We start from the raw sequence: 12012 nt of genomic DNA on the forward strand, positions 1-12012 counted from the left end.
TTTCACCGTCCACCGGAATCATGACACCCCACTGTGTGTGCAGCTCCCCCGATTGTTGCCTCTGCTGTTCTCGCTCACTGCAATGGTCATGAGACTTCAATAGGCATCGCTTCACCAAAATCCGGAGCGGCTATCCTACCGGCGTGCAGAAACTTTCTGGTGGCCTCCTTGCCGCGCTGGCTTTGTTTACCGCCTCTGGTCCCCTGGGCATCGACATGTACCTCCCGGGCATGCCAGAACTAGCTACGAGTTTGTCGACGACCCACTCATTTGCCCAGATGACCATTACCGGGTTCATGCTCGGTATGGCCCTTGGCAATCTCTTGTTTGGGGCGATTTCCGACGGGACCGGACGAAAGCCTGTCATTATTGTGGCTTCCGCCGTTGCCCTTGTTGCCTCGGTGGCTTGCGCGCTAGCCGATTCCATCGCATTCCTCATTTGCGCCCGCTTCTTCCAAGGCCTCGCAGGTGGATGCGCGATCGTCGTTGCTCGTGCTGTCGTCCCCGACATTGCTCACGGAAAACAAGCCGCGCGCGGACTTTCAGCGCTCATGGCGATCTCCGGGTTTATGCCTGCAATCGCCCCGGTGCTTGGTGGCCTCATCATTCCCGCATTCACCTGGCGCGGCGTTTTTTGGACAATCGCTGCAGTCAATCTTGCGCAGCTCGTTGTCGCTTTGTGGCTCGTTCCCGAGACGCTGCCCTCCCACAAGCGGACAAGTGGCACCTTGCGCCAGATGTTTCCGCGGATGGGGCGCTGTCTACAACGTCCCGCGTTCACTGGATACATGGTGGCTGCAGGTTTGGGCTTTGGCACGCTCTTTTCCTACATCGCGGCTTCTCCCCTAGTCCTCCAATTGCAGCTCGGTCTGAGCCCAACCACATTCTCTCTCGTCTTCGGGAGCATCGCGTTGCTCATTCCACTGAGCAACACGCTCAACATGCGGCTGCTCAAGCGGCACCAGCCGCGCGCGCTCCTTACCGTCGCACTCGGAGTTGATCTCACAGTGGGTGCGATACTCCTCGCATTTTCCATTTTGGGTCCAAGCACCGCAATGATTCCTTTTATCGCAATCCTCTCCGCGATGGCGGGATTCATCATGGCGAATGCTTCCGCTCTCGCTATCGAGGAAGTGCGAGACATCGGTACCGGAGCCGGAACCGGTGTCATGGGGTTCTTCCAATTCATTATCGGTGGACTCGTTCCACCACTTGTTGCGCTCGGCCCAAACCCAGCCGCTGCGATGGCGCTCGGCGTGCTCACCTGCGCTGGTTTGGCGCTTACGGGAGCACGCATCAGCTCACGCTTTCACCGAAGCTGATCAGCTTCAACCCACCACGTTCCAAAACCACGAGGCCAGAAACAAAACCGCTTTACAATTAACGACGATGCTTACCCCCAACACCTCAGACCAGCTTCCCGACTCGATCGACACGCAGGTATTGATTGGGCCGGTTCTTCCACCTGGGGAGTGCGAGACACGCTTGATTGGTATTGCTTCGCTCACCGGGGTTGCCGCAATCGAGGGAGCATCTGCCGGCTTGGGAAATGCGACCGATTTCGCATTGCTCAACGCCCTTCGCGTGTGGTCTGATGCAGTGCTCGTTGGTGCGGAAACGGTACGAAAGGAAGACTACTTCGGTGCGCGAGTCTCGCCAGAGAAACAGCAACAACGGAAGGAAAACGGGCAGTCTGTCGCGCCTCCGATTGTGGTGTTAAGCCGCAGCCTCGGTTTTGATACGTCCTCGCAGCTCTTCTCCAATAGTCTCGCAGCGCCGATATTCGCCGTCCCCCAGGATATGCTCGATACCCCTGAGGTTGCTGCTCGCGCACATGACATCACCGAGGCTGGTGGCAGCATCCTCCCGCTCGTAGATGACTCCATGCGAACAGCAATTGAAGCGCTGCACATGCACGGTATGTCCCGCATCGTTTGCGAGGGAGGTCCACAGCTCAACACCCAGATGCTGAATGAAGACGCGGTAGACGTATTTCATTACACCATCAGCCCTCACGCAGTGCTGCAGCCTTCTGAAGTGAGGTTGTTCGGGCACAGTGACGACGATCGCAACATCCCCTTTGTTCTCGAGTCGGTTAAAGCAACAAGCGATTCCCTGCTGTTTTGCCGTTACCGAAGGGTGCGGGACCGAAAAGGCTAATCGAGCCGGTACGGTATCACCCGTGATGTTGCAAACTCGCCTCCATGATTTTTGGGTCGCCCCAGCGCCCGTCGCGACGCGTTCCCACGCGGAGGTACCAACCTCCACGCTTCGAGGCGCAGGTGCTTTGGCTTGGCCACTGGCAGTCATCTTGATCGTGCACAGGCTTTTTGTCCTCGCACGCACCGGATCGGTGACCGACGACTTCACTACGGTCTGGTCGGCGGCACGCCGCTTCGTCGACCGAGTACCTGTGTACAACGAGATTTACGAGCACGTTGACCCGCACTACCTCTATAACCCGGGTGCTACGCTGCTACTTTCTCCTCTTGGGATGCTTCCAAGTATGGAAAGCGCGAGGCCATTTTTCATCCTGTTCAACGCGCTTTGCATTATTGCTGCAGTCACATGGCTTACGCAGCTAGCGGGCTTCCGCATGTCTCACCCGGTGCTTCCAATCGCATTAGCCCTTGCATTTATGACGGAAGCCGTGACAAATACCTTGGTGTTTTCGAACATCAACGGTGTACTACTTCTCGCCCTGACTGCGTTTATCGCGTTGTTTCTCGCTAGGCGTGATGTCGGTGCGGGTATCGTGCTCGGGCTGGCGGTCGTCGTCAAGCCAATGTTCGCTCCGCTTCTCGTACTGCCACTGATGAAAATGCGGTGGAAGGTAGTTGCTAGCGGTGTCGCCGTACCTGTATTCCTCAACGTCATTGCCTGGCCGCTGACTCCAGGTGCTCGCGACTACATCGACGTTGTTGTGCCGTATCTAGGCATCACACGCGACTATGCCAACTCTTCGCTCGCAGGTTTTGCCGTCTATTTCGGTATGCCTGCCTGGGCGCACACCATCCTCTTTGTCGTCGCTGCATCTGCTGTTGCGGCGGCGATCATTGGTTTAGCCCGCTGGCGTTATAGCGACGAATGGCTTTGGCTGACCCTGAGCACCGGCGTCCTGCTCGCAGGCGTATGCCTACTGTCCTCACTCGGACAGGCGTACTACTCGATGATGCTCTTCCCCGCCCTGTTTACTGTGTTTCACCGCGCCAGCCCCCTTCACACTTGGCCAACGTGGCTGGGCGCCGTTTTATGTCTCGCGCCACTGAGTTGGGTTACGCCTGACGCGATACTGCTTGGACGGTGGCTGAACACTTTTCTTCCCACATTTGGATGGGCCGTGTTTATTGTCGCGGTGGCATCGTGGGTATGGTCTACTCAAATCACATCGGCGCCACAAAAGGAGAGGACGCGACAATGAGCGAATCCAAACCAAATTACAAGGACTTCACCGAAGCACAGTGGCGAGAAAAACTTAGCCCTGAAGAGTTTCGGGTCCTGCGGGAGGCCGGCACCGAGGCACCCGGTGTGGGCGAATACACCAACACCACCACTGAAGGTGTCTACCGCTGTAGAGCATGTGGTGAGGAACTGTTTCGGTCCTCAGAAAAGTTCGACGCACACTGCGGGTGGCCAGCATTCTTTTCCCCACTGGCGGGCGATCGGATTATTGAGCGCGAAGACCGCTCTCACGGAATGATCCGTACGGAAGTACTCTGCGCGAACTGTGGCTCTCATCTCGGCCACGTGTTTGCCGGCGAGGGTTTTGACACCCCCACCGACCTGCGTTACTGCATCAACTCCATTAGCCTGACGCTGGAAGAGGCCTAGGGCCTCATCCGGCCTACGGCAGGATGTTGATGATCTCCGCGATGTCGCTGACGCGACGTCCGGTCTGGAACGGAACCTCCTCGCGCACGTGCAGGCGGGCCTCGGTGTAGCGCATCGTCTTCATCAGGGCCTCAATGCGCTCGAGCGTTGGCGCCTCAAATGCCAGCATCCACTCGTAGTCGCCGAGCGTAAACGCCTCGACGGTGTTCGCGCGCACGTCCGCAAAGTCGCGGGCGGCTTGGCCGTGTTCAGAAAGGATTCGGCGACGCTTCTGGGGGTCCATGATGTACCAGTCATACGAGCGAACGAAGGGGTAGACCGTGATCCAGTCACCCGGTTCCTCCCCCATAATGAAACTCGGCAGGTGGGACTTGTTGAACTCTGCAGGACGGTGCAAACCGTTGCCAAGCCAGCTCACCTCAACGAGCTGACCGAACGCAGTCTCACGTCGGAAATCAGCCAGTGCCTTTTGTAGGTCGGAAAACTCTTCTGCGTGCCACCAGATCATGAAGTCTGCATCAGCACGAATGCCGGTGTTGTCGTAGATGCCACGAACAACAACGACGCCCTCTTCTTCAAGCTTGCGGAAGAAAGCCTGCGCTTCTTCGATGATACGAGTACGTTCCGTCCCAAGAGCACCGGGAATTGCACGGAACACTGCAAACTGCAGATAACGCTGCGTGGCGTTGAGTTTCGCAAAGTCAAGCTTGGCCATGATGACGCTCCTTCCCTGCCGATACGGCAGATCAAACTAAAGTCGTAATGAGTCTACGCTGTCGCACATTGCGTCTCGACGATATGTCGGCGCGCCTCCCCCACCACACGCAACGGGTCGATACCTTTATGCGTGTGATGAATCCGGACACCACCCCCCAGACCTCCACACATAGTGCGGATACGCTCGGGGAAGGCGCAAACGAGAACTGGCCGGCGGATTTTTCTAAGGCCGTCGAGTCAATGCATGCAGCCCAGCTGCGTCCTGAGATTTCCCTCGGGACTATCCGACCGCCGCAGCGACCTGCACCGTTTAGCCATGCTGTGGGGCTCGAAGTCGTTCACCCGAACGAGGACGGTGACAACATCCCGGTCGATTCAGAAGGCGATGCTTTCGGCCGACTAATCCTGCTGCACTCCCCTGCCGCCGAGGAGGCCTGGGAGGGCACCATGCGGCTGGTGGCCTATATCCAAGCGGACATGGATGATGCTGTGGCGTCAGACCCGTTGCTACCTGACGTCGCTTGGCAGTGGCTCAATGAATCGCTCGCGGAGACCAGTGCTGGGTTCACCAATCTTGGCGGCACGGTTACTTCGACCGCATCAGTACGCTTCGGTGAGATCGGTGGACCTCCCCGCGCATACCAGTTGGAGATGCGCGCCTCCTGGACTGCTGAGGGGATCGACTTGAAGAGCCACGTCGAGGCTTTTTCCAAGGTTTTGGCACATGTTGCCGGGCTTCCACCAGAGGGTGTGACACAGCTCAACGCACGCTAGGGCATACTTACGCAACATGACATCCCAGGTGCAGTACCACCTCGTAGAAACTCCCGAGCAATTCTCTCGCGCAGCGGCGGCATTGGCAGAAGGTCGAGGCGCTTACGCCATCGATACCGAGCGCGCAGCGTCATTTCGTTATGACGACCGAGCGTTCCTCGTGCAGATTTATCGACGAGATACCGATACGTACCTGTTCGCCCCGGAAGGCAACCGAGACGCGCTTCATGATGCCCTCGCTCCCGTCATCAACGGTGAGGACTGGATTATCCACGCTGCCGTCGATGATCTTAAGTCGCTCGCAATGCTCGGTCTCTACCCAGGCACAATCTTTGACACAGAACTCGCATCCCGCTTCGCAGGGTTTAATAGGCCAAATTTGGCGGCGATGGTGCAGCACTTCGTGGGAGTAGAACTTAAAAAAGGTCACGGCCACGAGGACTGGTCCACCACACCTCTGCCACCAACGTGGCAAGAATACGCCGCGTTAGATGTCGCACACCTCCACGATCTCGCAGAGGCTCTCGCCGAGCAATTGGACAACGAAGGCAAGCTTTCGTTCGCCGAGCAGGAGTTTGAGCGGATTGTCAACGAGCTCGGACCGGACAACGCACCCTTTAATGAGACATGGCGTGACATGAAGGGAGTGTCAGGGCTACGCTCCGCCAGGAGCCTGCAGCTCGCTAAAACGCTGTGGACCGCCCGCGACGAACATTGCCGAAAAGAAGACATCTCTCCCGGTCACATGCTCTCGAGCGAATCAATCGTCACCATCGCTCGTACTGTGCCATCCTCCCCATGGGAACTACGAAACTGCCTGCGCTACCGATCGCTCAATACAACGAAAACCAAATTCTGGTTTAGTCTCGTCGAACAGGCGCTCGCTGAGGACCCCGAACAATGGCCAACCCCCGCGCAGCCTGCACCGACTGACCCTCCCGCAAAAATTGTGTGGGAACACGACTACCCACGTTCCTGGCACGCATTGCAGTCGGCGCGAAAGTACGTCTCTGAAGTGGCGGCGCAACAAAACATCCGTCCAGATATGCTGCTCTCTTCTGCAGTGCTGCGACAAGTTATGTGGACCGCCCCAGACTCCGACGCCGTATGGAGCACTGACGCTGCTGCTATGCAACTGAAGCGTGCTGGGGCACGCCCATGGCAGATCGCCCTTACGGCACCGCTGCTCGCACGGGCCCAAGCTGAAGCGAAAGCAGCAGGAATCCCGCAGGGCAAAACCCCGTCATCTGGGCGAGCTGCAGCACGTCGCCGTCGCAGGAAGCGCGCTCAATAGCGCCTTACTCGCTGTCAGCGAGTCGCTGTGCCCACTCTCTAATCTGCAGGGTGGCAGACTCCGCATCGAGTCCGTACTCCTGGAGGATTTCGTCGCGGGACCCGTGCCGGGGGAACACATCCGGAAACGCGAGTTGGCGTAGCGGTGTGTCCACCTCTGCTGCCGAAAACGCCTCAGCGATAGCAGATCCGACGCCGCCTCGAATGATGCCGTCTTCATAGACCACAACCATGTCAGCTTCGACAGCCAGGTCACACAGCGCGGCGTTGACGGGAATGATCCAACGGGGATCGACAACAGTTACGCGGATACCGTCGTCGACAAGCGCATCTGCAATCTCGAGCGCGGCCTGACCAAATGCGCCGACGGCAACGAGTAGCACGTCGATTTCTGAATCGCTGCTATCACCTGTGGGTTCGGCGAGGATATCTACACCGCCGACGTTTCGCAGTGCCGGGATCGTCGGGCCGGCAGAGCCCTTCGGGAACCGTACGATCGTCGGGGCGTCGTCGACAAGAAGGGCCTCCCTGAACTCTTCGCGCAACGACTGAGTGTCTCGAGGTGCGGCGATACGGACACCCGGGACGATCGATGCGATCGCCATATCCCAAACACCGTTATGGCTTGCGCCGTCGGAGCCAGTTACGCCTGCACGGTCCAGCACTAACGTAACCGGCTGGTGGAGCAAACCTGCATCCATAAGCAACTGGTCAAAAGCACGATTGAGGAAGGTCGAGTAAATCGCCACAACCGGGTGCAATCCACCGAGTGCCATACCAGCGGCAGACGTCACTGCGTGCTGTTCCGCAATCCCCACATCGAAGAACCTGTCTGGAAACTGCTCACCAAATGGCTGCAGACCGGTTGGCCCCGCCATTGCCGCAGTGATCGCAACGATGTCATCGCGTTCGTGGCCTGCGCGAAGCAGCTCTTCGGTGAAAGCGGCGGTCCAACCTGGCTTAGAGGTGGCCAGTGCTTTTCCTGTTACAGGGTCGATCACGCCGGTAGAGTGCATCTGGTCGGCTACGTCATTGACTGCCGGGGCGAAACCGTGGCCTTTCTCAGTGACAACATGCACGATCAACGGCCCCTCGTAGCGCTTGGCATACTTAAAGGCGTTGAGCAGTGCCTTGAGATCATGCCCCTCGACTGGACCGACATATTTCATACCAAGGTCCGGGAACATTTCGGTTGGAAGAACCTGATACTTCACGCCCTCCTTGAGCGCATGCAACGCATCAAAGGTCTTCTCTCCGACCCACCCCATAGATTTGAGGGTCTTTTTCCCAGACTCCATGACCTCGTCGTAGCCAGGCTGGATCCGAATAGCGGCAAGCTGGTCACGGAGCTTGGTCAGGTTATTGGCCAGCCCGCCAATCGTCGGAGAGTACGAACGTCCGTTGTCGTTAACCACGATGACAACGTTGCGGTTTCCGGCCGCGATGTTGTTGAGTGCTTCCCAACACATGCCACCTGTGAGCGCTCCGTCACCGACAACTGCGATGACGTGATCGTCCGAATTACCGGTGAGTTCCTTCGCTTTGGCAAGACCGTCAGCATAGGACAGCGAGGCACTGGCATGGGAAGATTCGGTCCAGTCGTGTTCTGATTCAGATCGCGACGTGTACCCAGAAAGACCGCCCTTCTTGCGCAAGGAATCAAACTGGTTCGCACGTCCAGTCAAAATCTTGTGCACATACGACTGATGCGATGTGTCAAAGATGATCGGGTCGTTCGGGGAATCGAAAACGTAATGCAGCGCCAGTGTCAGCTCAACAACGCCGAGGTTCGGTCCGAGGTGTCCTCCGGTTGCTGACACTTTCTGGATGAGCAGCTGCCGGATCTCGTCCGCGAGCGCGTTGAGCTGGCTCGGCGCGAGCTTCTGCACGTCTGCCGGTGTCTCAATATGCTCGAGCAGTCCCACTATCCTGTCGCTCTCCTTCAGGTTTTTCGCCGCGATGCGGTCCGCATCTGCAGTGTTCCCGTATGGTTTCCGCACGTTGCGTAGTGCGGAATCGGTTCTGGTCAGCTTACACTCCGAAATTGGTTGACCCTATTCCTCCGCACCACCATTGTGGTCAGGCACAAGTGATGCCATGACCTCAAAATGGTGAGTATTGGGAAAAGCATCGATAAGAGCGATGTGCTCGACTCTAAATCCGTGCGCGCCAAAGCCTGCGAGGTCGCGCGCAAAGGTTGCTGGATCACAACCGATGTGAATGATGCGTTCTGGAGCCGCTTGCGCAATCTTGTCGACGACATCACGCCCTGCCCCTGACCGAGGCGGATCTAAGACAACAAGTCCCGGAGCCGGAAGCTCGCTGATTCCAACTTCCACCTTCGCATTGTGGCGATGCACATCAAACTCGTCTTCCACTGGCTGTGGGTTCGCCGTCGCCGAAGCGGAGTAATCAACACTGTCGATCCTGCCGCCGCCGATTGTCTCATTGATCGCAGGCACAAATGCACCGACGCCTCCGTACAGATCCCATCCGTTACGGTGCGTGTAGTTGTCGCTTCCCCATTCTTTAATGAGGTCGCTATAGGTTTGCGCCGCGTTGAGGTGCGCTTGCCAAAATGCTGTAGGGGGAAAGGAAAACTCGTGACCGTCTACCACCTCGGTGACCAACCCCGGGCCTTCAAGCACCTTGTGAATACGCTCAACGCGTCGGCCACGCTGCGCCGACTGTGTTTCCACAACGTGACGTTTCCCGCGGGAATCCACGACCGCCACAATCTCACTGCCGGGCGTGTATCGAGCCGCGTCGTCGCCAATGATGCCGTCGAGCACTTGCGGCGCGACCTGACTACACACGACACCACCGACAACGTCTGACGATTTCAGTGCACGCATTCCGGCTCGTCCTTGCGGATCAACGCCCATGCGGACACGGGTGCGCCAACCAGTTCTGGGTTCAAGCTCCACAACCCGCAATTGCTTCTCGACGACATCCGCCTCGACAACACCACTCTTGCTCGCAAGCGCACCGAGTTGGCCAAGAAGAACGTCGCGTTTGAGCGATACCTGTACCGCCGGGTCAATGTGCGCGAAGTCGCAGCACCCCGCACCTGCTGCTGCCGCAGGACAAGCCGATCTGACACGGTGAGGCGATGGATCCACTACTTTGACAAGCTCTGCACGTGCCCAGCGTTTTTTCACACGGGTCAGTCGCGCTTCAACCGTGTCGCCGGGAATTGCGCCCGCGATGAAAACGACGCGCCCGTCTGGGGCGTCGGCGATGCCTTCTCCCCCGTGCGCCATTGCCCTCACAGACAACTTCAGCACGAGGCCGGCAGTAATCTCGTCAGTCACAGCTACTCGGACTTACCGCGTCCGGCTTGGCGCTGAGCGCGCTGCGCCTCACGGAATTCGCGGAGCTGCTTTTGGCCTTCGACATTTTGAGCGATGATCTTCTGCAACGCGTCGCTCAGCACGTTCGGGTTACCCTCCGCGGGGGCTTCCTGAGCGCCCTGAGCCTGCTGAGCACGCGCCTCCACAGCCTCTTGCACCTGCTTTGCCAGCTGCTCAGGAAGCACAACGGGGAGAGAGTTTCCAGCAAGAATCGGGTCGTCGCCACGGTAAACAAACGAGCGCGCGACCGTTTCACGACCAAGTTGCGCAAGCTGGTCTTCCGAACCGGACGGAGCAGCAAGTGTCACGCGGTAGAGCCAGCGCGGCCCCTCCACACCGATGATTCGAATGACGCCGTTAGTGCCGGTTCCTACGATCTCTTGACCCCAGGGCCCCTGCTCAATTTCGACGGGCATACCCTCAGAACGCATACCTTCGATGATCTCGTCGGAAGATTCCTCCCACAAACCACCGGTTCGCGGAGCAGCAAACGCCACCGGGGTCAGGCGGCCGAAGCGGGTGACGATGTGAACCATCTTGGGGCCCTGCTCGCCCATCTCCACCTGGACCTGGGATTCCTTCGGCAGTGGAATCCGGATGGATCCGAGGTTCAGCGTGGCCTGGGAGAAGTCCGAAAAGTCAAAGTCATCAATGTTGACGTTATCGCCATCGAACGGACCCGTGGAGCCATTGATCGGGTCATAATCTGTAAGGACCTGCACGCCTTCTGCCACACGAAGCTCCGGCGCCTCTACCTGCGCATCTGCCGTAGCAGATGCCGACTGGGTATCAGCAACCGATTCGGGCGCCTCAGCCTCGGACGCTGCCGGTGCCGCGGTTGACTCCTCTACAACCTTCTGCGGTTCCGGGGTTGTTTCGGCCTTCTTCTTCCTCCTGAACGGCCAGATTGCCATTGCAGGTACCTCCTCTAAATTCTCAGTACGTTTTCGTCGCTAAAGACTGTAGCCCCCAGAGCGACACAGAGTTAGTTCGTGCCAGTCGATCCGTAGCCGCCAGCGCCTCGGACCGTCTCATCGAGCTCGTCTACTTCTTTAAAGCTTGCCAGTTCCACACGTTGCACGACGAGTTGTGCGATACGCATTCCACGTGTGATGACAATCGGCTCAGACCGGTCGGTGTTAATGAGGCACACCTTGAGCTCGCCCCGGTACCCTGCATCGACGGTTCCGGGAGTATTTACAATGCTCAAGCCCTGCTTTGCTGCGAGCCCGGAACGCGGGTGAATCAATCCTACTGTGCCTACAGGAAGCGCAATCGCAATTCCTGTGCCAATAAGCGCTCGCTCACCTGGTTGGAGCGTCACATCCTCTGCGGAGTAAAGGTCAGCTCCGGCATCTTCCGGGTGAGCCCGGTGAGGCAAGGGCAAATCAGGGTCAAGTCGCTTGACTGCGATTGGGCCGATGGTGTCGTCGATACGCGCGATTGATTGTTGCTCTTCCACGCTGCCAACCATACGGCAGCTGGGTTCCTCCGATATCAATGCCTAAGGTATGAGGGGTGACTACGAACCCAGTGAATCCTTCCGACACTTCCGCTCCGGATGCACCGAAAGTGCTGTATACCGAGCGCCAATGGGTGCCTTGGTACTGGTGGGCTGCAGTTGCAGGCCTGACGCTGCTCCTCGCAGGCGAGCTCGCACTGAACCGCAACATGTGGTGGTTTGTCGGCGGCTTTGTTGTTGCAGGCGCGTTAGCGGTCTGGTTTTTGGTGTGGCTTTCACGCTACACGCTGACCGTTGAGCAGGACCCTGACGGGACCCGCTGGTTGCTCGCCGGGGATGCGAACTTGCCCAGTACGGTCGTGGACCGCGCGACGGTTGTGCCGGCTTCCGCCCGCCAGAATGCTTTGGGTAGGCAACTCGATCCGGCAGCGTTCCTCATCACGCGGTCGTGGGTGCCCGAGCATGTTCTTCTCGTGCTCGATGACCCTGAGGATCCGACGCCGTATTGGCTTATTTCAGCAAAAGACCCGGAAGCCGTGCTTGATGCATTCGTTCCGGGCCTTACGGGCCGCTCCTAATCTC

12 protein-coding genes are annotated in these 12012 nt (G+C 58.2%); 7 read left to right on the forward strand and 5 right to left on the reverse strand.

All coding sequences use genetic code 11. The features are described from left to right. Positions 1-143: 143 nt before the first annotated feature. From HMPREF2785_RS05745 to msrB, 4 genes are all read left to right on the forward strand, one after another. Positions 144-1322, forward strand: a complete 1179-nt coding sequence (locus HMPREF2785_RS05745) for a multidrug effflux MFS transporter (protein WP_070569913.1) — start codon at positions 144-146, stop codon at positions 1320-1322. Positions 1323-1389: 67 nt separating this feature from the next. After that, complete coding sequence (locus tag HMPREF2785_RS05750; RefSeq protein ID WP_070614504.1) at positions 1390-2160, forward strand: pyrimidine reductase family protein; 771 nt, start codon at positions 1390-1392, stop codon at positions 2158-2160. A 25-nt stretch (positions 2161-2185) separates the two neighbouring features. Then, entirely contained in the window at positions 2186-3421 is a 1236-nt protein-coding gene (locus tag HMPREF2785_RS05755) for a glycosyltransferase family 87 protein (protein WP_070614505.1), read from the forward strand. Beyond that, positions 3418-3831, forward strand: a complete 414-nt coding sequence (gene msrB / locus HMPREF2785_RS05760) for a peptide-methionine (R)-S-oxide reductase MsrB (RefSeq protein WP_070483781.1) — start codon at positions 3418-3420, stop codon at positions 3829-3831. Before HMPREF2785_RS05755 ends, msrB begins: the two co-directional genes overlap by 4 nt. A 13-nt stretch (positions 3832-3844) precedes the next feature. Here the strand turns inward: msrB and hemQ are convergent, their stop codons facing one another. Continuing rightward, a complete protein-coding gene (gene hemQ / locus HMPREF2785_RS05765; protein ID WP_180950015.1) occupies positions 3845-4549 on the reverse strand; it encodes a hydrogen peroxide-dependent heme synthase in 705 nt (234 codons plus the stop codon). 134 nt (positions 4550-4683) lie between these two features. Here hemQ and HMPREF2785_RS05770 point away from each other — a divergent pair, with 134 nt between their 5' ends. Then, complete coding sequence (locus HMPREF2785_RS05770) at positions 4684-5322, forward strand: DUF3000 domain-containing protein (RefSeq protein WP_371325696.1); 639 nt, start codon at positions 4684-4686, stop codon at positions 5320-5322. Positions 5323-5338: 16 nt separating this feature from the next. After that, positions 5339-6616, forward strand: a complete 1278-nt coding sequence (locus HMPREF2785_RS05775) for an HRDC domain-containing protein (protein ID WP_070614506.1) — start codon at positions 5339-5341, stop codon at positions 6614-6616. A 4-nt stretch (positions 6617-6620) separates the two neighbouring features. Here the strand turns inward: HMPREF2785_RS05775 and dxs are convergent, their stop codons facing one another. From dxs to dut, 4 genes are all read right to left on the reverse strand, one after another. Next, the gene (gene dxs / locus HMPREF2785_RS05780) at positions 6621-8540 is read right to left on the reverse strand and encodes a 1-deoxy-D-xylulose-5-phosphate synthase (protein WP_070614507.1); all 1920 of its coding nucleotides are present in this window, start codon (positions 8538-8540) and stop codon (positions 6621-6623) included. Positions 8541-8669: 129 nt separating this feature from the next. Beyond that, positions 8670-9929, reverse strand: coding sequence for a class I SAM-dependent RNA methyltransferase (locus HMPREF2785_RS05785; RefSeq protein WP_246821171.1), 1260 nt, complete (start codon positions 9927-9929; stop codon positions 8670-8672). A 2-nt stretch (positions 9930-9931) separates the two neighbouring features. Next, positions 9932-10882, reverse strand: a complete 951-nt coding sequence (locus HMPREF2785_RS11570) for a DUF3710 domain-containing protein (RefSeq protein WP_083279413.1) — start codon at positions 10880-10882, stop codon at positions 9932-9934. A 71-nt stretch (positions 10883-10953) separates the two neighbouring features. Next, the gene (gene dut / locus HMPREF2785_RS05795) at positions 10954-11430 is read right to left on the reverse strand and encodes a dUTP diphosphatase (protein WP_246816787.1); all 477 of its coding nucleotides are present in this window, start codon (positions 11428-11430) and stop codon (positions 10954-10956) included. A gap of 56 nt (positions 11431-11486) precedes the next feature. On the opposite strand from dut, the gene HMPREF2785_RS05800 reads away from it, so the two are divergent. Further along, positions 11487-12008 (forward strand): DUF3093 domain-containing protein, encoded by a 522-nt coding sequence (locus HMPREF2785_RS05800; protein ID WP_070569925.1) that lies wholly within the window; start codon positions 11487-11489, stop codon positions 12006-12008. The last annotated feature ends 4 nt before the right edge of the window (positions 12009-12012 follow it).

It is taken from the genome of Corynebacterium sp. HMSC067D03 (assembly GCF_001811185.1).
Lineage (GTDB): Bacteria > Actinomycetota > Actinomycetes > Mycobacteriales > Mycobacteriaceae > Corynebacterium > Corynebacterium coyleae.

What these genes read in the sequence shown, in the direction of transcription:
- HMPREF2785_RS05750 (WP_070614504.1), top strand. Translation starts at nt 1,390, where the DNA reads ATGCTTACCCCCAACACCTCAGACCAGCTTCCCGACTCGATCGACACG.
- HMPREF2785_RS05755 (WP_070614505.1), top strand. Translation starts at nt 2,186, where the DNA reads ATGTTGCAAACTCGCCTCCATGATTTTTGGGTCGCCCCAGCGCCCGTC.
- msrB (WP_070483781.1), top strand. Translation starts at nt 3,418, where the DNA reads ATGAGCGAATCCAAACCAAATTACAAGGACTTCACCGAAGCACAGTGG.
- HMPREF2785_RS05770 (WP_371325696.1), top strand. Translation starts at nt 4,684, where the DNA reads ATGAATCCGGACACCACCCCCCAGACCTCCACACATAGTGCGGATACG.
- HMPREF2785_RS05775 (WP_070614506.1), top strand. Translation starts at nt 5,339, where the DNA reads ATGACATCCCAGGTGCAGTACCACCTCGTAGAAACTCCCGAGCAATTC.
- HMPREF2785_RS11570 (WP_083279413.1), bottom strand. Translation starts at nt 10,882, where the DNA reads ATGGCAATCTGGCCGTTCAGGAGGAAGAAGAAGGCCGAAACAACCCCG.